The organism is Tepidiphilus sp. HLB4 (genome assembly GCF_054823945.1).
On the sequence record NZ_JSYB01000009.1, the window covers coordinates 16,812 to 42,542 of the forward strand.

Below are 25,731 nucleotides of genomic sequence, written 5' to 3' on the forward strand. Positions count from 1 at the left end.
CCTGAGAACGAGGGGTTTGGCAGCGCGGCGCCCAACAAATCGTATCATGCAGCCGCGGCCGGTGCGCAGCGCGTACAATCACGCCCCGTAGGTTCGATCCCGTTGCCAGAGCCGCCTGATCCCTCCATGGAGCCGACCATCCCGCTCTTCCGGTTTCCCACGCGCACAGCGGCGCTCTTGGCCGCCTGTGTGTGCGCGGCCTGCGCCATCGTCACGGTGCCGCCGCAGGCGCCACCTCCGCCGGCGGCGTTTCGTCAGGCCGCACCGGAGGCGGACGAGGCCGAGCTCACCCAATGGTGGCGCCATTTCGCCGACCCCGTGCTCGAGGAGATCGTGGCCAAGGTGCGCCGCGACAATCTCGACCTCGAAGCGGCGCTCGCGCGCCTGGCCCAGGCGCGGGCGCAGCGGCGCGCCACCGCCGCCGATCTCGGCCCCACCATCACCGGCAGCGGCAGCGCCGCGCGCAACCGCACGAGCGCCGAAACGGGCATGGGAACGATCGAAAACCAGTTCCAGGTCGGCTTCGACGCGCAATGGGAGCTCGACGTCTTCGGCGGGCGGCGGGCAGCGCTGCGCGCGGCCGAGGCGCAGCAGACGGCAGCCACCTATGATCTGGCCGACGTGCTGGTGAGCACCACGGCCGAAGCGGCGCAATCCTGGTTCGACGCGCGCACGGCGCAGGCGCGCCTCACCTTGCTCGACGCGCAGCTCGTGGTGCTCGAGCGCAGCCTGGCGCTCGCCCAGGCCAAGGCCGCCGCGGGCCTGGTGAGCGAGCTCGACGTGCGTCAGGCCCAGACTCTGCTCGCGCAGACCCGGGCGCAGCGCGCCGCGCTCGCCCAGGGCCGGGAGAGCGCCCTGAATGCGCTCGCGCTGCTCGCCGGAGAAGCCCCGGGTTACTGGCACGAGCGACTCACGCGCGACCAGCCGCCAGGGCCGCCGCCCGCCGCCGCGGGGGCCGAACCGCCGGAGCTCGCCTATCTCGCACCCTGGGTGACGCGCCTGCCGCCCCTGCCCGCGGCCGGCATTCCCGCCGACGTGCTGCGCCGCCGCCCCGACGTACGCCGCAGCGAGGCGCAGCTCGCCGCCGCCGCCGCGCAGCGCGACGTGGCCGACGCCGCGCGCTACCCGAGCTTCCCCTTGAGCGGCAGCCTGGGCCTTACCGCGCTCACCGCAGGCGATCTGTGGCAGGCGAGTGCACGCACCTGGAGCCTCGCGTTCGCGCCGCTCGCCACCCTCTTCGATGGCGGCAAGCTGTCGGCGCAGCTGGAGGCGAGCGAAGCGCAGCTCATGCAAAGCTTTGCCGACTACCGCAAGAGCGTGCTCAGCGCCCTGAGCGAGGTGGAGAACGCCCTCCTCACGCTCCAGGAAGACGACCGCCGCCTGGACGACCTGCGACAGGCAGCCGACAGCGCCCGCGCGAGCGTGGAGCTGGCGCTCGCGCAATACCGCTCGGGCCTGACCGACTACACCGTGCTCATCGACACGCAGCGCACCTGGCTCTCGGCCACCGACGCGTTCGTCGCGCAGCAAGGACAGAACGCCGGCGACCGCGTTCGTCTCTACAAGGCGCTCGGCGGCGGCTGGCCGGGCGAGGCGCCGCAGGAGGAAACCGTCCGATGAACGAAACTGCTCCCAACTCCGCCGACGCCGTGCTCGACACCTCGCATCTGCGCGCCGAACTCGCGCGCCTACGCCGGCGGCGGCGCATCATCCTCGCCGGCGGGCTCCTCGTCCTGCTGCTGGCTGCCGGCCTGTGGTTCGTCGGCAAGCGCGGCGGGGAACCGGTGAGCGTGCGCTACCTCACCGACGCGGCCCAGCGCGGGGATCTGTCGATCACCGTCACTGCCACCGGCAACCTCAGCCCGACCAACCAGGTCGACGTCGGCGCCGAGATCTCCGGCACGATCCGCGAGGTCTACGTCGATTTCAACGATCCGGTCAAGGTCGGCCAAGTGCTCGCCCGGCTCGATACGCGCAAGCTCGAGGCGCAGCGCGTGCAGGCCGAAGCGAATCTCGCCCTGGCGCGCGCCAAAATCCCGCAGCTCGAAGCCACCCTGACGGAAGCCCGGGCCAAGCTGCAGCGCCTGCAGCACGCCGGCAAGCTCAGCGCCGGTCAAGCCGTGGCGCAACAGGATCTGGACAGCGCCGCCGCGAACGTCGCCCGCGCCGAAGCGGAGCTGCTGCAAGCCAAAGCCGAAATCAAGGCCAGCGAAGCGCAGCTCACCTCCATCCTCACCGATCTCGACAAATCCGTCATTCGCAGCCCCATCGGCGGCGTGGTGCTCAAACGCAGCATCGACCCTGGGCAGACGATTGCCGCCTCGCTGCAGACGCCCGTGCTCTTCACCCTGGCCGAGGATCTCGCCCAGATGGAGCTTTTGGCCGACGTCGACGAGGCCGACGTGGGCAAGGTAGCCGAAGGGCAGAGCGTGAGCTTTACCGTAGACGCCTATCCCGACCAGCCCTTTAGCGGCCGGGTAAAACTCGTGCGCTACGGTTCGGAACTGGTCAACGGCGTGGTCACCTACAAGACCGAAATCACCGTGGGCAACCCCGAGCTCAAGCTGCGCCCGGGCATGACCGCCACCGCCGAGATCCTCAGCCAGCACCTGGAAGGCGTCCTGACGATCGCCAACGCCGCGCTGCGCTACCGCCCGCCCGAGGCGGCGCCCAAACCGGCCGCGGGCAGCGGCGGGCTGGGCGCACTCTTCCGCCCCCCCTTTCCCGCTGCGCCTACGCCACCGCCCGAGAAGAAGACGCGCGAAGAAGCCACGATCTGGGTGCTCGGCGAGGACGGAGCCCCCGCCCCCGTGCGCGTACGGCTGGGCCCTTCGGACGGGCGGCGCACCCAGGTCCTGGAAGTGCGCTCCGGCAAGCTCGAACCGGGCACGCCGGTCATCACCGCCACGGAGCGCCCCAAGTCATGAACGGGCCGCAACGAGAGGGAGCGCCGTCCACCCGCGCGCCGCTCATCCGCTTGCGCGGCGTCGAGCGCGTCTATGGTCAGGGCGACGCGCGCGTCGTCGCGCTGGGCGGCATCGACCTCGACGTCTGGCCGGGCGAGTTCGTCGCCCTCATGGGACCGAGCGGTTCGGGCAAATCGACCACCATGAACATCCTCGGCTGCCTCGACACCCCCACCCGCGGCAGCTACCGGCTCGGCGACGTCGAAGTCACCGAACTCGACAACGACGGACGGGCGCTGCTGCGCCGCCATACCCTGGGTTTCGTCTTCCAGGGCTTCCACCTGCTGCCGCGCGTCACGGCCCAAGAAAACGTCGAACTGCCCCTCGTCTATCAGGGAGTACCGGCCCACGAACGGCGCCTGCGCGCGCGTGAGGCGCTCGCGCAGGTCGGGCTTTCCGGCCGCGAGCACCACGTGCCGAGCGAACTCTCCGGTGGGCAGCAGCAGCGCGTGGCGATTGCCCGGGCCATCGTCGCCCAGCCAAAAGTCTTACTCGCCGACGAGCCCACCGGCAACCTCGACTCCGCCCGCAGCCACGAGATCATGGCGCTCATCACCCGGTTCAACCGCGAACGGCACCTCACCATCGTCATGGTGACGCACGAACCGGACATCGCTGCCTACGCCCAGCGCGTGGTGCACTTCCGCGACGGGCACGTCGAGCGCATCGACGGCGCTGGGGAGGCGGCCTGATGCTGGGCAATGCGCTGCGCGAAGCGATCCGCTCGCTGGGCAGGAACGCCCTGCGCTCCTTTCTCACCGTGCTCGGCATCGTCATCGGCGTGGGCGCGGTGATCGCCATGGTCACGCTCGGACGCGGCGCCACCCAGGCGGTCTCCGACCAGATCTCGTCGCTGGGCAGCAACATCGTCTTCCTGCGGCCTTCGCGCGGCTTCGGCCCGGGGCAGAACGTCGTTCCCTTCAAGGTGGAGGACGCGCTGGCGATCGCCCGCGAAGTGCCCGGCGTGGCCTGGTCGACGCCGGTGTCGCTGCGCACCCTCACCGTGGTGGCCGGCAACCAGAGCTGGAGCACCACCGTGGTCGGGGCGGGCGAGGGATACCTCGAAGCGCGGCGCTGGGAAATCGTCAAGGGCCGCGGCTTTACGCCGAGCGAACTGCGCGCCGGCGTGGCTTCCTGCATCGTCGGGCAGACGGTGGCGCGCGAGCTCTTCGGCAGCGAAGATCCCATCGGCCAGCGCATGCGCGTGGACAAATTCTCCTGCGAGATCATCGGTCTGCTGGATGCAAAAGGCCAGAGCGCCATGGGCACCGATCAGGATGACATCGTAATCATCCCCTTGCGTACCTACCAGCGGCGCATCTCCGGCACCACCGACGTGGACTCCATCCAGCTCTCGCTTGCCGACGGCATCGACAACGAGCGCGTGCTCGCGGACATCCGGCTCGTGCTGCGCGAGCGCCGGCACCTCTCGGCCAACATGGAGGACAACTTCCGCCTCATCGACTCCAAGGAGATCGAGCGCACGCTCACCAGCACCACGCGCATGCTCACGGTGCTGCTCGGGGCGGTGGCCGGCATCAGCCTGCTGGTGGGCGGCATCGGCATCATGAACATCATGCTGGTGTCGGTGACCGAGCGCACGCGCGAAATCGGCATCCGCCTGGCGATCGGCGCGCGCGCCGCCGACGTCATGCTGCAGTTCCTGGTCGAAGCCGTGGTGCTCGCGCTGCTGGGCGGGGCCATCGGCATCACGCTCGCGCTCGTCTTCTCGCTCGTGGCCGCGCAGAAACTGGGATTCCCCTTCTCGCCGGATTACGGCATCGTGCTGATCGCCGCACTCTTCTCGGGCGCCATCGGTATCGTCTTCGGTTTCTTCCCGGCGCGCCGCGCCGCCCGGCTCGATCCGATCGAGGCGCTGCGGCACGAGTAGGGCGACCGCGCTGAAACCGGCGGCGCACGCGGCGCATTTTGTGCGATAATTCGATCTTACCTTCCCGCGCCCGTAGCTCAGGGGATAGAGCGTTGGCCTCCGAAGCCAAAGGTCGCAGGTTCGATTCCTGCCGGGCGCGCCACTTCTCGATTTACCCCTCTCCTCCTTCCCCCTCTCGCTTTTCCCCGAACGAAAGGCGTCATCCCCTCGATACCTACAAAAAAGCCGACCGGTTTCCCGATCGGCCACCGCAGCATATCCTGCGCAAGGAGTGATCATTCGAGCAGGCTGCGCAGCATCCAGGCGTTCTTCTCGTGGATCTGCATGCGCTGCGTGAGCAGATCGAGTGTGGGCTGGTCGTTGGCCTTCTCGGCCACGGGCAGCGTCTCGCGTGCCGTACGCACCACCGTCTCCTGCCCCTTGATGAGATAGCGGATCATGTCCTCGGCCTTGAGACCGGGCTTGGGCTCCTCGAGCCGGGTGAGTTCGAGAAACTCGGCGTAGGTTCCGGGTGCCGGGTACCCCAAGGCGCGGATGCGCTCGGCGATGTCGTCCACCGCCGTGGCGAGCTCGGTGTACTGCTGCTCGAACATCAGGTGTAGGGTGTTGAACATCGGCCCCGTCACGTTCCAGTGGAAGTTGTGCGTAGCCAGGTACAGCGTGTAGGAATCGGCCAAGAGCTTGGCGAGCCCCTCGGCGATCTTCTTGCGGTCTTTTTCGTCGATGCCGATGTCGATGGCGGTACTGTCTTGCCCTTTGCTCATGCTTCTCTCCTTGAAGGAACCTGACGCAGATCAATATAGCGCATGCCGGCGAGGCTGACAAATCGTCACCGGCAATCGCTCACTTCACTCCAGGTTATGACGTTGCCTCGGCCGGGCTCTGCTCCTCGGGCAGACGCCGCGGCGCCGGGCCAACCGGGCGCACGCCAGGCAGATCGGCGGCGAAGATGGCGCGGCGCAGCACGTCGATCGCGCCGTGGCGCGGATAGGTGACACGCCACACCAGTACCACCCGGCGGTAAGGTTCGGGCTCGGCAAAAGGTCGCACCGCGAGCAGGGGGTTCATGCGCGAGGCGTCGTCGGCGGCCGACGAGGGCAATACCGTCACGCCCAGGCCGCTCGCCACCATGTAGCGGATGGTTTCGAGAGAACTTCCGGCGAGCGCCTCCTGCAGCGGCGAATTGCTCACGCATTGCGGGCACACTTCCAGCACCTGGTCGCGGAAGCAGTTGCCCGCGCCAAGGAGCAGCACGTTTTCCTCGGCAAGCTTGGCCGCCGGAATGCGATCGAACGTCGTCCAGGGATGCTCGGCCGGCATGAGGACGCGGAAAGGCTCGTCATAGACCGGCTGCGTGACGAGCCCCGGTTCGGAGAAGGGCAGAGCGAGCACGGCGACGTCGATCTCGCCGTGCTTGAGCTGCTCGGCGAGCTTCGCCGTGTAATCCTCGTGAATGATGAGCGGCATTTTGGGGGCGAACTCATGCACGAGTGGAATCAGCCGCGGCAGCAGGTAAGGGCCGATGGTAAAGATGACCCCCAGCCGCAGCGGCCCGATGAGAGGATCCTTGCCCGCCTGGGCGATCTCTTCGACGCGCTGCGCCTCGCGCAGCACCCGCTCGGCCTGCTCCACCACCTGCCGGCCGATCTCGGTGAGTTTGACCTCGTTGGGGTTGCGCTCGAAGAGCAGCACCCCGAGATGCTGCTCGAGTTTCTTGATCGCCACCGAGAGCGTGGGCTGACTCACGTGGCAGCGCTCGGCGGCGCGACCGAAGTGCCGCTCCTGCGCGAGCGCGACGAGATAGCGCAAATCGGTGAGCGTCATGATGAATCCCCCTTGCCGGCAACCGTCTTCGGCCAGTGTATCAAATCTTTTTACCATCGATGCCGGCGTTTTGTTCCCGAACGATCCCGTACAATGAGCTTTTTCCCGCATGGAAGGAGTAGCCATGAATGGAGTGTGTCCGCGGCATCCTACCCCTGCCGGCCTGCGCCGTCGCGGCGTGGCGCTGGCGCTCGCCTTCGCCTTGGGAACGGGCATCGTGCCCGCAGTCGGCGCGGCTGAACCGGCCTTGCGCCCCGTGCTTTTCGGCGGCTCCGAGCAGCGCCTGCCGGATTTTGCCGACCTGGTCGAGCAGGTGACTCCGGCGGTAGTCAATATCACCGTGCTGAGCCGTTCGAGCGAAGAAGCCCTGCCCTTTCCCTTCGACGAAAATGATCCTTTCTTCGAATTCTTCCGCCGCTTCGGCATCCCGTTGCCCCAAATGCCCGGCGGACGGGGCGAGGCGCCGGTGCAGCGCGGCCTCGGCTCCGGCTTCATCGTCTCGGCCGACGGCTACATCCTCACCAACGCCCATGTGGTGGGCGAGGGCGGCGAGGGAACTGACGTCACGGTCCAGCTCGCCGACGGGCGCAAATTCCCGGCCAAGGTGGTCGGCGCCGATCGCCGTACCGACATCGCCGTGGTCAAGATCGATGCCAATGGTCTGCCGACGGTGAAATTCGGCGATCCCGAGAAGGCCCGCGTCGGCCAGTGGGTGATCGCCGTGGGTTCCCCCTTCGGCTTCGAGCACAGCGTCACCGCCGGCATCATCTCGGCCAAGTCGCGCCGCCTGCCCGACGAAACCTACGTCCCCTTCATCCAGACCGACGCGGCGGTCAATCCGGGGAATTCGGGCGGACCGCTCTTCAACATGGACGGCGAGGTGATCGGCATCAACAGCCAGATCTATTCGCGCTCCGGCGGCTACATGGGCATCGCCTTCGCCATCCCCAGCGACGTGGCGCAGGAGGTGAAGGATCAGCTCATCGCCTACGGCCGGGTGCAGCGCGGCAAGCTCGGCGTGGTCATCCAGGGCATGGACGAGGAACTGGCAAAGAGCTTCGGGCTCGACAAGCCTGAAGGAGCCCTGGTCGCCAATGTCGAAGAAGGCAGCCCGGCAGCCAAGGCCGGCATCCAGGCGGGCGACGTCATCGTCGCGGTCGACGGCCAGAAAGTCAAAGATTCCGCCGACCTGCCGCGCCTCATCGGACGGCGCAAACCGGGCGAGGCGGTACGCGTCGAGCTCCTGCGCCAAGGGAAACGCCTGGAGAAGAGCGTGACGCTGGCCGAACTGGACGAGGACACGGCGCGCGCGGCGGTCCCTGGCAAGAAATCCCCTGGAGAGCCGAGCGCAGCAGGCATCGCCGTGCGCCCCCTCACCGCCCAGGAGGCGAAAGAGCGCGGCCTGGAAGAAGGTGGCGTGCTCGTGACCCGCGTCGAAGGGCTGGCAGCGCTCGCAGGCTTGCGCCCAGGCGACGTGATCCTGGCAGTGAACCAGCAGCCGGTGCGCACGCCGGAGGAATTCCGTCAGGCGGTGAGCAAGGCCGGCAACCGGTTCGCAGTGCTCGTCGATCGCAACGGCATGCGGCTCTTCATCGCCATCCGGCGGCAGTAAACTCACTCCACGCGGAAGCGGCGCACGCGCTCGACGAGCTGCTGCGCCTGCGTCTGCACCTTCTCCACCGCCGAGGCCATGGCATCGACTTCGGTATCGAGCCGTCCCGTCTCCCGCGCGATCCCTTCGACCGCGGATGCAGCCTGCTCGGCCAGCTCCCGCTCCTCTTCGGTCGTGACGGTGACCGCATCGAGCCGCCTGCCCACGTCGGCCACCGCCTCGCCGGCCTCGGCCAGGCGCTGGGTCACCTCGTCCGAGACGCGGCGCACTTCCTTCAATTTTTCCTGGCCGGACTCGAACGCGGCGTAGAGCTGGTCGCTGCGCTCGACCACGGCGGCGGTGATGGTGTCGATGCGCCCGGCGGCGGCACCGGACTTCTCGGCCAGTTTCCTCACTTCGTCGGCCACCACCGCGAAGCCCCGCCCCGCCTCGCCGGCGCGCGCGGCTTCGATCGCGGCGTTGAGCGCCAAAAGATTCGTCTGGTCGGCGATTTCGCGCACTTCCTGGGTGATGACCCGGATCTCGTGCGAGGATTGGGTGAAGGCTTCCATCGCCTCGACCAGCGAGGAGAGCGCCTCTTCGATGGCCGCGAAGGCATCGACGAGGGCGGCGAGCCGTGCCCGGCTCGTCTCGGTGCGCTCGCGGCTCACCTGCGACTCGGCCTGGATGGCCGCGATCTCCGCGGCCACCCCGACCGCCGCCTCATGCAGCCGCCCGATCAGCTCCCGTACCTGGGCCACCACGGCGTTCTGCGTTTTCGCTCCGGCGCGCACCGCCTCGCCGCTGCGCGCCATCTCCGCCGTCGCCTCTTCTAGGGTAGTCACGGTGCGCTTGACCTCGCGCACCAGCTCGGCCACCGTCTCGAGCATGCGGTTGAAGCCGGCGGCGGCCGCGCCGATCTCGTCGTCGCGCTCCACCGGCAGGCGCCGCGTCAGGTCGCCTTCGCCCTGGGCGATCTCCTCGAGGCTGGCGACTAGGTGCGCCAGCGGCCGCGCCACCGAGCGGCGCACCACCCAGGCGATCACGCCCATGGCAAGCAAGGCGAGCAGCACGGCGAAACTTCCCACCCAAGCGGCAAAGCGGCGGGTGGCGGCGTCCGACTCGCCGAGCGAGATGCGCATGCTCACCGCCCCCAGCACCGTACCCTCCGGCACCTGGTGGCAGACGATGCAGTTCTTCCCGAGGTAGTCGGTCGCCGCCTTGGCCGGATAAATGGCGCGCAGTGCCCGGGCTCCGTCGCTCTCCTCGATCGCCAGGTAGGTCTGGCCGGAGGCGAGCACCTGCGCTTCCACCGCGTCGGGCTCCTTTTCCAGCCCGCCCTTGCCGTAGAGCGCCGTCACCGCTTCGCCGCGCAGTACTTCCAGGCCGCTCACCGCCGTAAGCTTGCGGATCTGGTCGAGAAAAACGTCGCGCTGCCCCACGGTGCCAGTGACCATCATCGCCGTGAGCCCGGCCATGGTCATCTCGTTGATCGAGGCGGCGAAGCGCTCCGCCTGGTCGCGCGCCATGGTGCGCGAGGCGGCCATGCTCCAGGCGACCATCACCGCCAGCCCTGCCACCAGCACGATCCCGATCGCGGCGATCAGGCGCCGCGCCACCGAATGTCTCGTTCGCATCGTTCGCCGCTCCTTCCCCTGCCGCATTGCCATGCGCCACGGGGCCATGGGTCTCATGATGCAGAATAACGCAGGGCGGCGCAAGCGAGCCGCTGAAAAGAGGGCAAAAAATCCTCCAGTTCAATCCTCTTGCGCCGATAATCCTCCCGTAAGATAGATGTCAGCGCCAGAAGGAGACCTCGATGAAACCCAAGATCACCCCGACGAACGTGGAGGTCCACTTCTCGCCCGACGAGATCATCGTCAGCAAGACCGACCTCAAAGGGCGCATCACTTACGCCAACCGCGTATTCATGCGGGTGGCCGACTATTCCGAGGACGATCTGCTGGGCGTGCAGCACAACATCGTGCGCCACCCCGACATGCCCAGAGGCGCCTTCAGGCATCTGTGGGACACGATCCAGCGCGGCGAGGAGTGGTTCGGCTTCGTCAAGAACATGACCGCCAAGGGGCACTACTACTGGGTGTTCGCCAACGTCACCGTCGATCGCTTCGGCGACGAAGTGCTGGGCTACTACTCGGTACGCCGCCAGGCCCCGCCGCAAGCGATCGAGGCGATCGCGCCGATCTACGCCGAAATGTTGCGCATCGAGCGCGAAGCCGGGCCGGCGAAAGCATGCGAGGCCTCGCTCGCCTGGCTGACGCAGAAACTCGAGGCGCTCGGCACCACCTATGAAGCGCTGGTGCTCGAGCTCTTCTTCCAGGGGAGAAAAACCCATGTCGCTCCCTAAAAACGCGCCAGCCGCCGATTCCCGGGCGCTGCTCTTGCAGCCCACGAGCGAGGCGAGCCGCACCATTCCCTTCATCTGGCAGCGCGTACGGCTTGTGAGCCTCGCCTACGTCGCCCTGATCCTGGGGCTTGCCGGGCATTCGCTTTGGCACCACGGCCCAACCCTGCTCAATGTCGCTGCACCGCTGCTGGCGATTGCCTTCGCCTGGTACGCCTACCGCTGGATCACGCATCCGTTGAAGGCGCTCGCGCGCATGAGCGATGTGCTTTCCCAGGCCAAGCAGGGCTGTCTGAGCGTGCGCATCACCCGCACCAAGGGGCTGGGCGAGATCGGCAAGATCGCCTGGGAATTGAACGATCTGCTCGACGTGATGGAAGCCTACTTCAAGGACGTCAATACCTGCTTCGACCGTGCCGCCCGCGGCGACTTCCATCGGCACGCCTTCGTCGACGGCATGCCGGGCGAGATACGGCGCTCGATGGAGTCGATCAACCTGGCGCTTACCGCCATGGAACGGGCCACCGAGCTTGCGGCGAAGAACCGCCTCAACAGTGGCCTGCACCAGATCAACGTCGATAATCTCCTGCGCAACCTCTCCGGCAACCAGGCCGACCTTCTGGAGGTAAGCGGGCGCATGGACGAGATAGAGAAACTCGCCCTGCGCAATCAGCAAGGCGCATCGGAAAGCCTGACGACCGCACGCCAGCTTGCGCAAGCCCTTACCACGATCGATCACAACATGGCGTCGATGGCCGAGACCGCCGGTTCGCTCGAAGAGGCGAGCCAGTCGATCGGGCACACCGTGCAGATCATCGCCGAGATCACCGAGCAGACGAATCTGCTTGCCTTGAACGCTGCCATCGAAGCCGCGCGCGCCGGTGAAGTGGGGCGCGGCTTTGCCGTGGTGGCCGACGAGGTACGGAAACTGGCCGAACGCACGCGGGTCGCCACCGACGAGATCGGCGGCGTGGTGGACGCGCTACGGGCGCGGGTCGGAACGATGGTGCAGCAGACCCGTGCGATGAGCGAAGAAGCGAAGACCGTCAGCGACCAGGTCCAAGGATTCGAGCACCGCTTCGAGGCGGTCGCCCAATCGGCCGAAGCGACGATCTCGGCGCTGGAGCAGGCCAAAGACCTGGCCTTTGCCTCGCTGGTGAAGCTCGATCACATCATCTACATGCAGCGCGGCTACGTGGCGGCAGAGCGGGGCGGCGAAGGGGAAGAAGCTCGGGCAGTCGGTTCGGATCACACGCAATGCCGGCTGGGCAAATGGTACTACGAAGGGTATGGCAAGGAACATTTCTCCCGCATGCCCGCATACCGAACCCTGGAAGAGCCGCACCGCCGCGTCCACGCCGGCGTCCATGCCGCCATCGAAAAGGCGCGCAAGGACTGGCTGCACGATGCCAAGATACTGGATGCCATCATCGAGCACATGCGTGATGCCGAACAGGCAAGCCAGGAGGTCATCCGCCTCATCGGCGAGATGGTCAAGCAGAAATATGGTGATCAGGTCCCCGCCCCTGGCGCTGCCATAGCGGCACCCTCGGGCAGCCGAAGAGCGCGGGAGATGCGCCGGGGTTCCGGCAGAGGGTGACGGCGGGGGGAAGCCTCTTCTCCTCGCCATTTCCAGTGACATTGTCTATACTGAAGCGGCATTCTTTTACATAGGAGAAGACCCATGAAGAAACTGCACCAGATCCTGCTCTTTGCCACCGCGATGGGGCTTGCCGGCGCCGCAGCCGCCCAGGCGCTCAAACCGGAAGAGAAAGTGAAGTACCGTCAGGCCGCCTACACCTTCATGGCCTGGAACATGGAGAAGATCAAGGCCCAGGCCGTCGACGGCAGCGCCCCCTTCGACCAGGCCCAGGTGGCGGCAGCCGCCAACGCCATCGCCGCCGCAGCCAATTCCGGCATGGGCGCGCTCTACAGCCCCGACACGGTGGGTGCCGTCGGTTTCCACAAGAGCCGGCTGAAGAAGGAATTCTTCGAGCAGCCCGACGAAGTGCGGCAGGTAGCGACCAACTTCGCCGAACAGGCGAACAAACTGGCCGAAGTGGCCGCCGCCGGCGACAAGGCGGCAATCGCCAAGCAGTTCGGCGAAGTGGGCAAGGCCTGCAAATCCTGCCACGACAAGTTCCGCATGAAAGAAGACTGAATCCTCACCAGTCCATTCCCGGCACCGGCGCCACCGGCGCGGGCGCCGGGATCCAGACGCCGCTCGCCAGATACACCACGGCAAGCGCCACCGCCACGGTGAGCGCGAGGCGCAGCGCGTAGGTCTTGTTCCCCCATTCCACCCGCGGCACGTCCTGCACACCCGGCGGCAGCCGGCGATAGCCGGTGACCATGGGGCGCACCAGATCGTCCTTTTTCACCACGGCATAGAAGACGATGGCGCCCACGTGCAGCAGCACGATCAGCCATAAGAGCGGCTCGAGCGCGCGGTGCCAGCCGGTGAGGCGGAGCTGCCAGTCGCCGTCGATGAGGGGCGCGAGCGGGCCGCGAAAGGAAATCTCGTCGTAGGTGAAAAGCCCCAAGAGCGCCTGCAGGCCGAAGAGTCCGAGGAGCGCCAGCACCGAAAGCGCTCCCAGAGGATTGTGCCCCACGCCATGCCATTGCCCGCGCAGATAGGCAAGGATCTCGCGGGGGCCGCGCACGAAGGTGCAAAAGCGCGCCGTCTGCGGGCCGACGAAGCCCCACTGAAGCCGCCAGACGATGAGCCCCAGTACCGCCAGCCCGAAACCCTGGTGCCAACGCATGGCGTTGCCACCGATCTTGACCGAGACGACCGCCCCGACCACGCAGGCGACCAGCGACCAGTGAAAGAGCCGCAACGCCGGATCCCAGACGGGGATATCGCGGTTTTCATGTGCCATCGTCTTCTCCTCACTTGTACGGAATACGCTCGCTCACTTCAGTAAAGCATCTTTGCGACGGGCGAGCACGCGCTTGAGCGCTTCGCTCGTCGCCCCCGATCCCCGCCGGCGCAGGGATTCCACGGTTCCCTGATGGACCAGGCGCCCGCCCTCCTCGCCCCCGCCGGGGCCGAGATCGACGATCCAGTCGGCTTCGAGCCACACGTCCGGGTCGTGTTCGATGACCACCACCGTGTGACCGTTCTCCACCAGCCGGTGCAGCACGTGCAGCAGCTTTTCGATGTCGGCCAGATGCAGGCCGACGGTGGGCTCGTCGAGCAGATAGAGGGTGGGCGTGTGGGCCGGGCGCGAGAGCTCGGCGACGAGCTTGAGCCGCTGCGCTTCGCCCCCGGAGAGGGTCGGGCTGGGTTGCCCCAGACGCAGGTAGCCCAGTCCCACTTCCTCCATCCAGCGCAGGGGCCGCGCGATCGCCGGGTGGGCGGCGAAGAATTCCGCCGCCTGCGCTACCGTCATCGCCAGCACGTCGGCGATGGAGGCGCCGCGCCAGCGCACCTGCAGGGTCTCGGCGCGGTAGCGGCTGCCGCCGCAGGCTTCGCACGGTTCGCGCACGTCGGGCAGGAAGGCCATTTCCACCGTGATCATGCCTTGCCCCTCGCACACCGGGCAGCGTCCTTCCCCCGTGTTGAAAGAGAACCAGGCCGGGGCCCAGCCGCGGGTACGGGCTTCCTGGGTTTCGGCGAAGAGGCGGCGGATGGGATCGAACACCTTGAGGTAGGTGGCCGGGCAGGAACGGGGGGTCTTGCCGATGGGTGTCTGGTCGACTTCGAGGAGCCGTGTGAGCGCCTCGCCGCCTTCGAGGCGTTCGCAGCCGACGGGTCGGCCTTGGCGCAGGCTCTGGGCAAGCACCTCGCGCACCAGGGTCGATTTGCCCGAACCGGACACGCCGGTGACCACCGTGAGGCGCGCGAGCGGCAGACGCACATCGATGCCCTGCAGGTTGTGGTGCCATGCGCCACGCACCCACAGGCTCGCCGTGTCGTCGACGACGGGCCGCGGCGGTGCGAGCCGGTGCGCGATGGGGGTACGCAGCATCTTGCCGGTGAGCGAGCGCGGCGAGGCGAGAATGACCGGCAGCGGCCCTTGCGCCACCACCTCGCCACCGTGCTCGCCCGCGCCGGGGCCGAGGTCGATCACCTCGTCGGCGCTGCGGATCATCGCCTCGTCGTGTTCGACCACCAGCACGGTGTTGCCGCGGCGCTGCAGCCGGCGCAGCAGGGCGATGAGGCGTTCGTCGTCGCGCGGGTGCAGGCCGATGGTGGGTTCGTCGAGCACGTAGCACACGCCGCGCAGGGTCGAGCCGAGCTGGGCGGCGAGCCGGATGCGCTGCGCTTCGCCCCCCGAGAGCGTGGGCGCGGCGCGCTCCAGCGTGAGATAGCCCAGCCCCGCTTCGCACAGGAAGGCGAGGCGCTGCGCGATCTGCGGCAACACTTCGGCGGCGATGCGCCGGCTGCGTTCGTCCCACTGCGCGGCGGCTTCGTCGAACCACGGCCCCAGGCGCGCGAGCGGCAGGCGCGCGAGCTGCGGCAGCGTCATCCCCTGCAGTCGCACAGCGCGGGCGTCGGCGTTGAGCCGGCTGCCGTCGCACTCTGGGCAGGGCTGGGCGGTGACGAGGCGTCCCTCGACCTCGCGCTCGGCCTCGAGCGCCTGCGGCCGGCCATCGCGCAGCGCCGCGCCTTCGCCCAGCAGTTTCCGGCCGGTGCCGAGGCAGGCCGGACACCAGCCCAGGGGTGAATGCTGCGAGAAAAGGCGCGGATCGAGCGGCGGGGCGCCCTTGCCGCAGGAGGGACAGACGTGGGCGCCGGCGAAGAGGTGCCAGCGACCGAGCCCGTCGCGCACCTTTACCCCTTCGCCCACCTCCAGCGCCTGCTGCACGGCCCGCTGCAAGGCGGCCGCATCGGTGGATGCGAGCCGCTCGATCGGCAGATCGATGTCGTGCTCGCGGTAGCGGTCGAGCTTGGGCCAGGGGTTGGTGGGAACCTCCTCGCCGTCGACGAGCAGCGTCGCCACGCCGCGTCGTGCCGCCCAGGCGGCCAGTTCCTTGTAGATCCCCTTGCGGCGGCGCACGAGCGGGGCGTAGAGGGAAAGCGGCGAAGGCAGCGTCGCCAGGCGCTGCGCCAGGGAGGCGGCAGCGAGCGGTTCGAGCGGCACGCCGCACTCGGGGCAATAGGGGGTGCCGAGGCGGGCGTAGAGGAGCCGCAGGAAGGGGGCGATTTCGGTGAGCGTACCCACCGTGCTCTTGTAGCCGCCGCGGCTGGTGCGCTGTTCGATGGCCACGGTGGGCGACAGGCCGAGGATGCGGCCCACCGCGGGCGGCGGGGGCGGCTGTACGAACTGGCGCGCGTAGGCATCGAGCGCCGTGAGGTAGCGCCGCTGCCCTTCGGCGAAGACGATGTCGAAGGCGAGCGTCGATTTGCCCGAGCCGGACACGCCGGTGACCACGGTGAGCCGCTCGCGCGCGATCGTCACGTCGAGGTGCTTGAGGTTGTGCTCGTGCGCATCGACGATCTCGATGCCGCGCTGCGGCGCGGGGCCGTACAACGGAGTCGGTTCGGCGGCAAGCGGCAGGGCCGGCGCGGCGAAGACGAAGGTGCGCTCGCGCAGCGCCCGGCCGGTGGCGGTATCGGCCGCGGCGAGCATGGAGGGCGGCCCTGCATGGACGATCCGGCCGCCGCCTTCGCCGCCTTCTGGGCCCAGTTCGATCACCCAGTCGGCGGCGGCGATCACGTCGAGGTGGTGCTCGACCACCACCACCGCCTCGCCCTGTTCGGTCAGATCCTCGAGCACGCGCAGCAGGCGCGCGACTTCGTGCTGGTGCAACCCCGTCGTGGGCTCGTCGAGCACGTAGAGGGTCTTGCCCGCGCCGCGGCGTTCGGCAAGCCGCGCGGCAAGCTTGAGGCGCTGGGCTTCGCCGCCGGAGAGCGTGGGCGTGGGCTGGCCCAGGCGCAGGTAGCCCAGCCCGAGCGCGACGAGCGGCTGCAGGTGCGCCGCAGCCGCCTTGCCCTGCGGCAGGCGGGAGAGGAGCGCCAGGGCCTCGTCCACCGTGAGCTCCAGCCAGTCGGCGGCGTTCTTGCCGGCAAGCCGCACGCGCAGCACTTCGGGGCGGAAGCGCCGGCCGTCGCACACCGGGCAGCGCAGATAGACATCGGCGAGAAACTGCATCTCCACGTGCTCGAAGCCCGAGCCGCCGCAGGCGGGGCAGCGCCCTTCACCGGCGTTGAAGCTGAAGCTGCCGGCGGTAAAGCCGTGGGCGGCGGCCTCGGGCTGGGCGGCGAAGAGCCGGCGCAGCGCGTCCCAGGCCCCGGTCACCGTCACCGGCATGGAGCGCGCGCTCTTGGCAAGCGGCGTCTGGTCGATCCAGACGAGATCGGCGAGCATCTGCGCCCCTTCGAGCGCATCGTACGGCCCCGGCGCATCGGCCTCGAGCCCCAGCGCCCGCGACACGGAGGGCACGAGCACGTTCTCGACCAGGGTGGACTTGCCCGAACCGGACACGCCGGCGATCACCGTCAGTCCCGACAGGGGCAACGCCAGGTCGATCCCTTTGAGGTTGTGTTCGCGCGCGCCGCGCAGGTGCAGCCAAGGCCCGTCGCGCACTTCGCGCGCGGCGCGTTCCGCCTGCACCCGCAGCCGGCCGCTGAGATAGGCGCCAGTGAGAGAGGCTGGATGCGCCGCGATGGCCGCCGGCGGCCCTTCGGCCACCAGCTGCCCGCCTTGCGCCCCCGCCCCCGGTCCGAGGTCGATCACCCAGTCGGCGGCGGCGATCACCTGCGGGTCGTGCTCGATCAGCACCACGGTGTTGCCCAGATCCACCAGCCGGCGGATCGCGCCGATGAGCCGCGCCACGTCGCGCGCGTGCAGCCCGGCGGTGGGCTCTTCCAGCACGAAGAGCGTCTCCACGAGCGAGGTGCCCAGCGCCGTGGTGAGGTGGATGCGCTGCAGCTCCCCGCCTGAGAGGGTGCGCGAGGCGCGATCGAGGGTGAGGTAGCCCAGCCCCACTTCGCACAGATAGCCCAGGCGGGTCGCGATTTCCTCGAGCACCTGCCGCAGGGTCTTGCCCTGGATGCCGGCGGCGCAGCGGTGCACGAAAGCGGCCGCCTCCTCCACCGGCAAGGCGAAGAGCTCGGGCAGGCTGTGACCGGGAAGACGTCCAGGTGGCGGCGTCTCGTCCGGGGCAACCAGACGCCAGGCGAGCGCCTCGGGCTTGAGGCGCGTGCCGTGGCAGTCGGGGCAGACGGTATAGCTGCGGTAGCGCGACAGCAGCACCCGCACGTGCATCTTGTAGGCCTTGGATTCGAGCCATTCGAAGTAACGGCGCACGCCGTACCAGTGCTGCGGCCAGCTCGTCTCCCAGTCGACCCAGTCGGGGTCGCCTTCGAGCACCCAACGTTGCTCCGCCTCGCTCAACTCGCACCAAGGCACGTCCAGGCGCACTCCGGCGGCCGGGGCGAGCATCTCCAGTTCCTGCTGGCATTGGGCCGAGAAGCCCCCTTGCCAGGGTCGGATCGCCCCCCGGCGCAGGGACAGCGAGGGATCCGGGATCACCTTGTCCCAGTCGATGCCGATCACCCGTCCGAAGCCGCGGCAGGTCGGGCAGGCGCCCACCGGGGAATTGAAGGAAAAGAGCCCCGGCGAAGGGTCGGAAAAGGACAAATCGCAGCCGCCGCAGTAGCGCTCGCGCCGGTATTCGCGCGCGGGCAGCCGCTCGCAGGCAGGAGGCTCGCCCGTCTCCGGCGGCTCGCCCAAGCGCGCCCTGAGTTCGTCCCAGTCGGCAACCGCCAGGCGTCCCTGCCCTTGGGCGAAAGCCGCCTCCAGCGCTTCGGCAAGCCGCCGTTCCTCGGCCGTTTCGCGGCGGAAGCGATCCTGCACCACCCACCACCACCAGCGCCCCTCACCGGCGGGCGTGCGGGCGACGATGCGAGAATAACCCTGGGCGGCGAGCCCTGCGCGCACCGTCTCGGCGGGTAGCCGCTCGGGCACCGGCACGGGGTAGAGCACGGCGAGCCGCGCGGCCGGGGCAAAACGCCGCGCCAAGTCGGCGGCCACCGTCTCCGGCGTGTGCGGCACGATCTCCTCGCCGCAACCGGGGCAGAAGAGCCGCGCGGCACGGGCGTAGAGCCATTTGGCGTGATCGGCGATCTCGGTGAGCGTCCCCACCGTCGAGCGCGAGGTGCGCACGTGGGTGCCGCCCTCGATGGCGATCGCCGGCAGCACCCCTTCGATCTCGTCGACTTCGGGTGCATCGAGCCGCTCGAAGAACTGGCGTGCGTAGGGGGAAAAGGTCTCGACGTAGCGGCGTTGCCCCTCGGCGTAGAGCGTCTCGATCACGAGCGAGGATTTCCCCGCCCCCGAGACGCCGGTCACGGCGATGAAGCGCCCCGTGGGTAGCTCGACGTCGAGGTTCTTCAAGTTGTGCTGGCGCGCGCCGCGGATGCGGATACAGGAGGCGGTCGATCTTCCCTCGTCTTCGTGCATGGTTTCCCGTTCATCCCGGCCGGCGAACCCGCCGGCGAACTTTAGGATCATAGCAAGTGCGCCGCTATAATGCGACTCACCCCGCCTTTGACCGCCAGCCGATGGAAGCCTTTCTCACCGCCACCGGGCTCGTCGCCCTCGCCGAAGTCGGCGACAAGACGCAGCTCCTCTCGCTCGTACTCGCCGGGCGTTACCGCGCGCCGTGGACGATCTGTGCGGCGATTTTCTTTGCCACGCTCGTCAATCACGCCGGCGCCGCAGCGCTGGGGGCGGCGGTGACGCAGTGGCTCGGGCCGGACGTGCTGCGCGCGGTGGTCGCGATCTCTTTCGTCGCGCTGGGGCTGTGGCTGCTGGTACCGGATACGATCGATGAAGACGAGACGAAGACGCGGCCGGCGGTAACGCGCACCCGCATCTTCACGATCGTGTCTTCCGCTTTCTTCCTTGCCGAGATGGGAGACAAGACGCAGATCGCCACGGTGGCGCTCGCCGCGCACTATTCGCCCTACGCGGCGGTGGTGGCGGGAACCACGGTGGGGATGATGCTCGCCAACGCCCCCGTCGTGTGGTTCGGCGAGCGCCTCACCCGCCGCCTGCCGGCCAAGATACTCCACGTCGCCGCGGCGCTCGCCTTCGTCCTGCTGGGGATCGCGGCCTGGTGGTGGTGATCAGCCGAAGCGCCCGGTGATGTAATCCTCGGTCTGTTTCTTGCGTGGGCGCACGAAGAGTTCGTCGGTGCGGCCGAACTCGACGAGCTCGCCCAGGTACATGAAGGCGGTATAGTCCGAGATACGCGCCGCCTGCTGCATGTTGTGGGTGACGATGAGGATGGTCACCTTTTCCTTGATCTCGGCGATGAGCTCCTCGATGCTCGCCGTGGCGATGGGATCGAGCGCCGAGGTGGGTTCGTCGAAGAGGATGATCTCCGGATCGGCCGCCAGCGCCCGGGCGATGCACAGCCGCTGCTGCTGCCCCCCCGAAAGGTTGAAGGCCAGGTCGTCGAGCCGGTCTTTCACCTCCTCCCACAGCGCCGCTCCGCGCAGCGCCTCCTCGACCTTTTCCTCCAGCACCGAGCGGCGCTTCTCGCCGCGCACCATCAGGCCGTAGGCCACGTTCTCGAAGATCGTCTTGGGGAAAGGGTTGGGTTTCTGGAACACCATGGAGATGCGCATGCGGATCTCGATGGGGTCGACCGCGGGCGAGACGAGATTGACGTCGTCGGGATAGAGGCGGATCTCGCCTTCGTAGCGGTTGCCGGGATAGAGGTCGTGCATGCGGTTGAAGCTGCGCAGCAGGGTCGACTTGCCGCAGCCCGAAGGGCCGATGAGGGCCGTGACCATGCGCTCGGCCACCGGCAGATCGACGTTCTTCAGCGCGTGGTTGTCGCCATAGTAGAAATTGAACTTGCGCGTCTCGGCCTTGAGCGGTTCGGAGACGATCGTCGCGTTGTTCTGTTCGCTCATGCGCAGATTCCCAGGAAAAGAATGGAGAGGCTCACCATTTCAGCTTGGCGCGGATACGCGAGCGCAGCCAGATGGCGATGCCGTTCATCGCGAGCGTGGCCACGATGATGACGATGCCGGTGGCCGCCGCATTGACGTGGAAGGCGCTCTGCGGGCGCGACAGCCAGTTGAACATCTGGATGGGCAGCACGGTGAAGGGCGAGAAGAGCCAATCGAAAGGTCCAGCCGGCGGATCGCCGCTGAAAGGGATCGGGGGCAGGAAGGCGATGAAGGTGAGCGCGCCGATGGTGATCACCGGCGCGGTCTCGCCGATGGCGCGCGACAAGCCGATGATCACGCCGGTGTAGATGCCGCCCGAGGCGTAGGGGATGAGGTGATCGCTCACCACCTGCCAGCGCGTCGCCCCCAGCGCGTAGGCCGCCTCGCGGATGGCCACCGGAATGGCGCGCAGCGCCTCGCGGGTGGCCACGATGATGATGGGCAGGATCATGAGCCCGAGCGTGAGCCCCGCCGTCAGGATGCTGTGCCCGAAGCCGAGGATATAGACGAACAAGCCCAGGGCGAGCAGGCCGTAGATGATGGAGGGCACCGCCGCGAGGTTGGTCACGTTGATCTCGATGAGCTCGGTGACCCAGTTCTTCGGCGCGTATTCCTCCAGATAGATGGCCGCAGCCACGCCCAGCGGCACGGCGGTGAAGGCAGTAACGATCATCACCAGCGCCGAGCCCACCCAGGCCGAGAGAATGCCGGCCTCTTCCGGGCGGCGCGACGGGAAATTCAGGAAGAACTCGGGCGTGAGCCGGCGCCAGCCGTCGAGCACCAGATCGAGGAAGAGCAGCGTGAGGATGATCACGCCGAGCGCCGTGGCCAGCAAACCGACGGTGCCGACGATGAGATCCCAGCGCTGGTTCCTGGCGATGACGCCGCGCAGCTCCATGCTTTCCTTACTCGCCATGTCAATACACCTCGCGAATGCGCCGGCGCAGCATCTGGCCGATCAGGTTGAACACCAAGGTGATCACCACGAGCACCAGGCCCACGGCGAAGATGCTCTGATAGCCGATGGAGCCGTGCGGCAAGTCGCCCATGGCCACCTGCACGATGTAGGCGGTGATGGTGGCGGCCGGCTCACGCGGGTCGAAGGTGAAGTTTGGCTGCTGACCGGCGGCGATGGCCACGATCATCGTCTCGCCCACGGCGCGCGAGATCCCCAGCACGAAGGCGGCCATCACGCCGGAAAAGGAAGCCGGCAGCACCACCCACATCGCCGTCTGGAAGCGCGTCGCTCCCATGGCGTAGGAGCCTTCGCGCAGCGCCATCGGCACGGCGCGCATGGCGTCCTCGGCGACCGAGGCGACGTAGGGTACGATCATCAGCCCCATCACCAAGCCGGCGCTGAGCATGTTGAATCCGGGCAAGCCGGGAATGATCTTCTGCAGCAAGGGGGTGACGAAGAGTAGCGCGAAGTAGCCATAGACGATGGTCGGCACGCCGGCGAGCAGCTCGAGGAAGGGCTTGAGCACCTCGGCCAGTTTCGGCGGGGCGAACTCGGAGAGGTACATCGCGATGAGAAAGCCGAGCGGGCCGGCCACGACGAAAGCGATGAACGAAGTCACCACCGTGCCGACGAGCAGCGGCAGCATGCCGTAGGAAGCACGCTCGAAGAGCGGCGTCCATTCGGTTCCGGTGAGAAACTCGACGAGGGAGACGTGGGCGAAAAAAGTCGAGGCCTCATAGAGCAGGATGGCGACGATGGCCACCGTCACCGCCACGGCGCAGAAGGCCGCCACGAAGAGGATCGCCTCGATGACGCGTTCCTTGCCGTTGCGCACGTGGCGCATCGTGCGGATGCGGTCGAGGTAAAGGGAGGAAGGACTGCCACCCGTTTCGGTCGCCGTCATTGCGTCGCTCATGGTGTGCCTGACCGTAAGATGGGGCAAATGATGAAAATGCCATCGACGCCTGATCGCGCCGATGGCCCGGTGGTGAAACTTACAGTTTGCCTTCACGTTCCAGCAATTCTTCGACCTTCACGCCAACGTCGGGCTCGCCGCCGAAGGCCGTGCCTTTCTTCATCGCCTTGAAGTTTCTCAGGGCCATCTCGTAGGCCTTGGCGGGCAGATCGACGTAGCCCACTTCTTTGGACAGTTTCGCCGCATTTTGCAGATAGAACTCGACGAACTCGCGCACTTCCGGTTTTTCCTGCGCCGCTTTCGCGTTCACATAGATGAAGATCGGGCGCGACAGCGGCTGATAGGTACCGTTGTTGACCGTCTCCACACTGGGCGCCACGGCCGGGGAGTTCTCGTCCTTCTTGATCTTGACGGCCTTGACCTTGTCCTTGTTTTCCGTGTAGTAGGCCAGGCCGAAGTAACCCAACGCCCCCACGTCGCGGCTGACGAACTGTACGATCACGTTGTCGTCTTCGGAGGCCATGTAATCGCCGCGGCTCGACTTCGATTTGCCGACGACGGCTTCGGTGAAGTAGTCGAACGTGCCGGAATCGGCGCCGGGACCGGCAAGCTTGAGGGGACGATCGGGGAAACGCTCGGAAACCTTCTTCCAGTTGTCCACCACGCCCTGGGCGGCCGGCTCCCACATCTTCTTGAGCTCGGCCACCGTCATCTCCTCGGCCCAGTCGTTCTTCGGGTTGATCACCACGGTGAGGGCATCATAGGCCACCGGCAGCTCGATGTATTCGATGCCGGTCTGGCGGCACGCCTCCATCTCCTGCTTGAGGATCGGCCGCGAGGCATCGGAGATGTCCGTCTCGCCGCGGCAGAATTTCTTGAACCCGCCGCCGGTGCCGGAGATCCCCACCGTGACTTTCACGGTCCCTTTCTTCAGCTTTTGATATTCCTCGGCCACGGCCTCGGTGATCGGATAGACCGTGCTCGAACCGTCGATTGCAACGATCTTATGCTGCGCCTGGGCCGTACCGATGAGACCAGCGAGCGCCAGCGCCCCGAACCAGATGCGTTTGTTCGATTCCATGGACCGACTCCTTGTGCGAGAAAGGGTTTTGCAGGAACGATCGTCCCGACCCCCGCAAGTCTAGAGCGCAATTGTTACAGGTCCGTGAAATTTTAACGCCATCAAAGGCCAGATGCTCATCGAGACCCCTCTTCCGTCGAGGAAATGGCACGCCAGACCCCGACGCCGAACGCCGCCCAGCCGGCAAGCAGCATCGTCCCGCCCAGCGGCGTCACCCACACGAGCGGCAGCCATTGGGTGAGGGCATAGCCGTAGAGACTGCCGCAAAAAGCGAACACCCCGCCCGTCCACAGCCCCGCCGCCAGCCTCAGGGCGCGGCTGTTCCAGCCCACGGCCCCCAGCACCCCCAGAGCCAAGAGCGCCAGCGCATGGACGAACTGGTAGAACACCGCCGTCTGCACGTTCTCGTAGAGCGCGGCGGCAAGATGCGGCCGCAGCACGTGCGCGCCGAACGCTCCCAAGGCCACTCCCAGGAAGCCGAAGCACGCCGCGGCAAGCAAGGGAAAAAGCACAGGCATCCGTTTCATCTACTTTTCTCCTCTGACTGACCGTCGACGCGTGACTGGCGCGCCCAGCCCGCCACCAGCGAGCCGCCCACGATCGCCAGTGCCGCGGCCGCGAGCCGCGCGCTGGGTTCGGCCAAACCCAGAATCATCAGAAAGAGCACGGAGATGAGCGGAGCGGCGTAAGAAAGCACCCCAAGGAGCGCGATGTCCCCGTGCTTGACGCCATGATCCCAGGTAAAGAACGCCACTCCCACCGGACCCAGCCCCAGGGCGAGCAGCGCGAACCAGCCCACCACCCCATCGGGCCATACCGTCGGCTCCCAAGCGAAGTGCGCCATCCAGGCAAGCAGCGCCGTTGCCGCGCAGAACCACCCTACCGCCTCGCTCGGCACGCGCGGCAAGAGGCGCGAGAGCACGGAATAGGCCGACCAGATAACGGCACAGGCGAGGGCGAGCAGATAGCCACTCAGGTGCGCGGGCGCGAACCCCGTTTTTCCTCCGAGCAATACCCACACGCCCCCGAGCGCCAGCGCCGCGCCGACGAGGTGGCGCAGCCGCAGGCGCTCGCCCGGCAGCAAGGCAGCAAAGAGCACGATCAACAGCGGCCACAGATAGGCGATGAGGCTCACCTCCACCGCCGGCGCCCGCTGCATGGCGGCGAAATAGCAGGCGTGGTAGCCGAAGAGCCCGCCCACTCCCAGCAGCCAAGCCGCCAGCGGCTGGCGCGCCTGGGCAAGGCCCCAGTGCCCCTGCAGACGCCAGCGCAACAGCATGAGGGCGAACGCCAGGGTGAAGCTGGTGGCGAGCAGCTGGAACGGCGGGATGCGCCCGCCGGTGAGCGCCGTGAGCGGCGCGAGCGTCCCCCACAGGGCGATGGCGCTCGTCCCGATGAGGGTGGCGCGGACGACAGGCTGCATGGTTTCCCCAACCGAACGAAAAGCGCCAAGATTGTAACCGGGCATGCCGTGAAGCACTGCGGCCAGGAGGAACGCCTCAGCGGGAAGATGCGAGGCCTCGATCTTCTTCCCAGCCAGGCACGCCAAGCGGCCAAAAATTCTCGGCGAATACTTCGGCAGGTGGGCGTCGGCTGGCCCAATGAGCTTCTTCCAGCATCGGCCGCGGATAGAAAGAGGCCACATGGCCCAGGCACAAAACGGCCAAGGGCTTGGCCCCCTCTGGCATCCGCAGCAAGTCGGCCAAACGCTGCGGGTCGAACAGCGACACCCAGCCCATGCCGAGTCCTTCGGCGCGGGCGGCAAGCCATAGATTCTGGATTGCACAGGCCAGCGAAGCCACGTCCATCTCCGGCAGGGTTCGCCGCCCGAATACATGCCGCTCCCGCCCCGGAGCAAGGGCGACGACGAAGAGCTCGGCAGCTTCGAGGATCCCTTCCACCTTGAGGCGCAGAAATTCCTCACCCCGCTCGCCCAGGGCCCGGGCCGTCGCTTGGCGCTCTTCCTCGACCAGGCAATGGATCGCCTGCCGCAAAGCACGGTCGGTGATGCGAAGAAAACGCCAAGGCTGCATGTAGCCCACGCTGGGGGCCTGATGCGCCGCCCACAATAGACGCTGCAGTACTTCCGGATCGACCGGATCGGGCAGGAAATGGCGCATGTCGCGGCGTTCGGCAATGGCGCGATACACCGCCTCGCACTCCACCTCGGAAAAACGATGGGGAGAAGGGGGCAAAGAAAGGGTCATGTCTCCGTGCACTCCG

The 25,731-nt window shown here is 67.6% G+C and carries 21 protein-coding genes and 1 tRNA gene; 10 read left to right on the forward strand and 12 right to left on the reverse strand.

What is annotated here, in order from left to right; all coding sequences use genetic code 11:
- Nucleotides 1–126 precede the first annotated feature (126 nt).
- The 5 genes from OA56_RS02330 (at nt 127) to OA56_RS02350 (ending at nt 4,999) form a co-directional block, all read left to right on the forward strand.
- Nucleotides 127–1,620, forward strand: a complete 1,494-nt coding sequence (locus tag OA56_RS02330; RefSeq protein ID WP_055423018.1) for an efflux transporter outer membrane subunit — start codon at nt 127–129, stop codon at nt 1,618–1,620.
- Nucleotides 1,617–2,927: an efflux RND transporter periplasmic adaptor subunit gene (locus OA56_RS02335; RefSeq protein WP_461583298.1), complete on the forward strand. Its 1,311-nt coding sequence runs from the start codon at nt 1,617–1,619 to the stop codon at nt 2,925–2,927. The genes OA56_RS02330 and OA56_RS02335 overlap by 4 nt, the downstream gene beginning before the upstream one ends.
- On the forward strand, nt 2,924–3,658 hold the full coding sequence (locus tag OA56_RS02340) for an ABC transporter ATP-binding protein (RefSeq protein WP_055423019.1): 735 nt from the start codon (nt 2,924–2,926) through the stop codon (nt 3,656–3,658). The genes OA56_RS02335 and OA56_RS02340 overlap by 4 nt, the downstream gene beginning before the upstream one ends.
- Nucleotides 3,658–4,857, forward strand: coding sequence for an ABC transporter permease (locus OA56_RS02345; RefSeq protein WP_055423020.1), 1,200 nt, complete (start codon nt 3,658–3,660; stop codon nt 4,855–4,857). Before OA56_RS02340 ends, OA56_RS02345 begins: the two co-directional genes overlap by 1 nt.
- A 66-nt stretch (nt 4,858–4,923) precedes the next feature.
- A tRNA-Arg gene (locus OA56_RS02350) sits at nt 4,924–4,999 on the forward strand.
- A gap of 133 nt (nt 5,000–5,132) precedes the next feature.
- Here OA56_RS02350 and OA56_RS02355 read toward each other — a convergent pair.
- Together OA56_RS02355 and OA56_RS02360 are read right to left on the reverse strand one after the other, a co-directional pair.
- Nucleotides 5,133–5,621, reverse strand: coding sequence for a Dps family protein (locus tag OA56_RS02355; protein ID WP_055423021.1), 489 nt, complete (start codon nt 5,619–5,621; stop codon nt 5,133–5,135).
- 94 nt (nt 5,622–5,715) lie between these two features.
- Nucleotides 5,716–6,681, reverse strand: a complete 966-nt coding sequence (locus OA56_RS02360; protein ID WP_141056458.1) for a hydrogen peroxide-inducible genes activator — start codon at nt 6,679–6,681, stop codon at nt 5,716–5,718.
- A 124-nt stretch (nt 6,682–6,805) separates the two neighbouring features.
- On the opposite strand from OA56_RS02360, the gene OA56_RS02365 reads away from it, so the two are divergent.
- A complete protein-coding gene (locus tag OA56_RS02365; protein WP_461583299.1) occupies nt 6,806–8,293 on the forward strand; it encodes a DegQ family serine endoprotease in 1,488 nt (495 codons plus the stop codon).
- Nucleotides 8,294–8,295: 2 nt separating this feature from the next.
- Here the strand turns inward: OA56_RS02365 and OA56_RS02370 are convergent, their stop codons facing one another.
- On the reverse strand, nt 8,296–9,909 hold the full coding sequence (locus OA56_RS02370; protein ID WP_461583300.1) for a methyl-accepting chemotaxis protein: 1,614 nt from the start codon (nt 9,907–9,909) through the stop codon (nt 8,296–8,298).
- A 182-nt stretch (nt 9,910–10,091) separates the two neighbouring features.
- Between OA56_RS02370 and OA56_RS02375 the strand changes: the two genes are divergently transcribed.
- The 3 genes from OA56_RS02375 to OA56_RS02385 all read left to right on the forward strand — a co-directional run bounded on the left by OA56_RS02375 (nt 10,092) and on the right by OA56_RS02385 (nt 12,798).
- Nucleotides 10,092–10,640 (forward strand): PAS domain-containing protein, encoded by a 549-nt coding sequence (locus OA56_RS02375; protein WP_141056456.1) that lies wholly within the window; start codon nt 10,092–10,094, stop codon nt 10,638–10,640.
- Nucleotides 10,627–12,237: a methyl-accepting chemotaxis protein gene (locus tag OA56_RS02380; RefSeq protein WP_206202262.1), complete on the forward strand. Its 1,611-nt coding sequence runs from the start codon at nt 10,627–10,629 to the stop codon at nt 12,235–12,237. The genes OA56_RS02375 and OA56_RS02380 overlap by 14 nt, the downstream gene beginning before the upstream one ends.
- Nucleotides 12,238–12,321: 84 nt before the next feature.
- Entirely contained in the window at nt 12,322–12,798 is a 477-nt protein-coding gene (locus tag OA56_RS02385) for a c-type cytochrome (RefSeq protein WP_055423026.1), read from the forward strand.
- A 4-nt stretch (nt 12,799–12,802) separates the two neighbouring features.
- Here OA56_RS02385 and OA56_RS02390 read toward each other — a convergent pair whose 3' ends face one another.
- Entirely contained in the window at nt 12,803–13,519 is a 717-nt protein-coding gene (locus OA56_RS02390) for a cytochrome b/b6 domain-containing protein (protein ID WP_055423027.1), read from the reverse strand.
- Between the two features lie 33 nt (nt 13,520–13,552).
- The gene (uvrA, locus tag OA56_RS02395; protein WP_461583323.1) at nt 13,553–19,051 is read right to left on the reverse strand and encodes an excinuclease ABC subunit UvrA; all 5,499 of its coding nucleotides are present in this window, start codon (nt 19,049–19,051) and stop codon (nt 13,553–13,555) included.
- 101 nt (nt 19,052–19,152) lie between these two features.
- On the opposite strand from uvrA, the gene OA56_RS02400 reads away from it, so the two are divergent.
- The gene (locus OA56_RS02400) at nt 19,153–19,719 is read left to right on the forward strand and encodes a TMEM165/GDT1 family protein (protein ID WP_055423029.1); all 567 of its coding nucleotides are present in this window, start codon (nt 19,153–19,155) and stop codon (nt 19,717–19,719) included.
- On the opposite strand, the gene pstB is transcribed toward OA56_RS02400, so the two are convergent.
- From pstB to bluB, 7 genes are all read right to left on the reverse strand, one after another.
- Nucleotides 19,720–20,514, reverse strand: coding sequence for a phosphate ABC transporter ATP-binding protein PstB (pstB, locus tag OA56_RS02405; RefSeq protein WP_055423030.1), 795 nt, complete (start codon nt 20,512–20,514; stop codon nt 19,720–19,722).
- Between the two features lie 31 nt (nt 20,515–20,545).
- The gene (gene pstA / locus OA56_RS02410; RefSeq protein WP_141056454.1) at nt 20,546–21,469 is read right to left on the reverse strand and encodes a phosphate ABC transporter permease PstA; all 924 of its coding nucleotides are present in this window, start codon (nt 21,467–21,469) and stop codon (nt 20,546–20,548) included.
- Nucleotide 21,470: 1 nt separating this feature from the next.
- The gene (gene pstC, locus OA56_RS02415) at nt 21,471–22,355 is read right to left on the reverse strand and encodes a phosphate ABC transporter permease subunit PstC (RefSeq protein WP_055423193.1); all 885 of its coding nucleotides are present in this window, start codon (nt 22,353–22,355) and stop codon (nt 21,471–21,473) included.
- Nucleotides 22,356–22,506: 151 nt separating this feature from the next.
- A complete protein-coding gene (locus tag OA56_RS02420) occupies nt 22,507–23,508 on the reverse strand; it encodes a PstS family phosphate ABC transporter substrate-binding protein (protein WP_461583301.1) in 1,002 nt (333 codons plus the stop codon).
- 116 nt (nt 23,509–23,624) lie between these two features.
- The gene (locus OA56_RS02425) at nt 23,625–24,035 is read right to left on the reverse strand and encodes a DUF423 domain-containing protein (RefSeq protein ID WP_198288988.1); all 411 of its coding nucleotides are present in this window, start codon (nt 24,033–24,035) and stop codon (nt 23,625–23,627) included.
- Complete coding sequence (gene yddG, locus OA56_RS02430) at nt 24,032–24,931, reverse strand: aromatic amino acid exporter YddG (protein WP_461583302.1); 900 nt, start codon at nt 24,929–24,931, stop codon at nt 24,032–24,034. Before yddG ends, OA56_RS02425 begins: the two co-directional genes overlap by 4 nt.
- A 76-nt stretch (nt 24,932–25,007) precedes the next feature.
- Nucleotides 25,008–25,715, reverse strand: coding sequence for a 5,6-dimethylbenzimidazole synthase (bluB, locus tag OA56_RS02435; RefSeq protein WP_141056451.1), 708 nt, complete (start codon nt 25,713–25,715; stop codon nt 25,008–25,010).
- Nucleotides 25,716–25,731: the final 16 nt, after the last annotated feature.

Excerpts from the sequence above, each read along its gene's own strand:
- OA56_RS02355 (WP_055423021.1), bottom strand. The coding sequence starts at position 5,621 with ATGAGCAAAGGGCAAGACAGTACCGCCATCGACATCGGCATCGACGAA.
- OA56_RS02330 (WP_055423018.1), top strand. The coding sequence starts at position 127 with ATGGAGCCGACCATCCCGCTCTTCCGGTTTCCCACGCGCACAGCGGCG.
- yddG (WP_461583302.1), bottom strand. The coding sequence starts at position 24,931 with ATGCAGCCTGTCGTCCGCGCCACCCTCATCGGGACGAGCGCCATCGCC.
- OA56_RS02380 (WP_206202262.1), top strand. The coding sequence starts at position 10,627 with ATGTCGCTCCCTAAAAACGCGCCAGCCGCCGATTCCCGGGCGCTGCTC.
- OA56_RS02335 (WP_461583298.1), top strand. The coding sequence starts at position 1,617 with ATGAACGAAACTGCTCCCAACTCCGCCGACGCCGTGCTCGACACCTCG.
- OA56_RS02365 (WP_461583299.1), top strand. The coding sequence starts at position 6,806 with ATGAATGGAGTGTGTCCGCGGCATCCTACCCCTGCCGGCCTGCGCCGT.
- OA56_RS02390 (WP_055423027.1), bottom strand. The coding sequence starts at position 13,519 with ATGGCACATGAAAACCGCGATATCCCCGTCTGGGATCCGGCGTTGCGG.
- OA56_RS02400 (WP_055423029.1), top strand. The coding sequence starts at position 19,153 with ATGGAAGCCTTTCTCACCGCCACCGGGCTCGTCGCCCTCGCCGAAGTC.
- OA56_RS02345 (WP_055423020.1), top strand. The coding sequence starts at position 3,658 with ATGCTGGGCAATGCGCTGCGCGAAGCGATCCGCTCGCTGGGCAGGAAC.
- OA56_RS02370 (WP_461583300.1), bottom strand. The coding sequence starts at position 9,909 with ATGCGAACGAGACATTCGGTGGCGCGGCGCCTGATCGCCGCGATCGGG.
- pstB (WP_055423030.1), bottom strand. The coding sequence starts at position 20,514 with ATGAGCGAACAGAACAACGCGACGATCGTCTCCGAACCGCTCAAGGCC.
- pstC (WP_055423193.1), bottom strand. The coding sequence starts at position 22,355 with ATGCGCCACGTGCGCAACGGCAAGGAACGCGTCATCGAGGCGATCCTC.
- OA56_RS02425 (WP_198288988.1), bottom strand. The coding sequence starts at position 24,035 with ATGAAACGGATGCCTGTGCTTTTTCCCTTGCTTGCCGCGGCGTGCTTC.
- OA56_RS02360 (WP_141056458.1), bottom strand. The coding sequence starts at position 6,681 with ATGACGCTCACCGATTTGCGCTATCTCGTCGCGCTCGCGCAGGAGCGG.
- OA56_RS02375 (WP_141056456.1), top strand. The coding sequence starts at position 10,092 with ATGAAACCCAAGATCACCCCGACGAACGTGGAGGTCCACTTCTCGCCC.
- OA56_RS02340 (WP_055423019.1), top strand. The coding sequence starts at position 2,924 with ATGAACGGGCCGCAACGAGAGGGAGCGCCGTCCACCCGCGCGCCGCTC.
- OA56_RS02385 (WP_055423026.1), top strand. The coding sequence starts at position 12,322 with ATGAAGAAACTGCACCAGATCCTGCTCTTTGCCACCGCGATGGGGCTT.
- pstA (WP_141056454.1), bottom strand. The coding sequence starts at position 21,469 with ATGGCGAGTAAGGAAAGCATGGAGCTGCGCGGCGTCATCGCCAGGAAC.
- OA56_RS02420 (WP_461583301.1), bottom strand. The coding sequence starts at position 23,508 with ATGGAATCGAACAAACGCATCTGGTTCGGGGCGCTGGCGCTCGCTGGT.
- bluB (WP_141056451.1), bottom strand. The coding sequence starts at position 25,715 with ATGACCCTTTCTTTGCCCCCTTCTCCCCATCGTTTTTCCGAGGTGGAG.
- uvrA (WP_461583323.1), bottom strand. The coding sequence starts at position 19,051 with ATGCACGAAGACGAGGGAAGATCGACCGCCTCCTGTATCCGCATCCGC.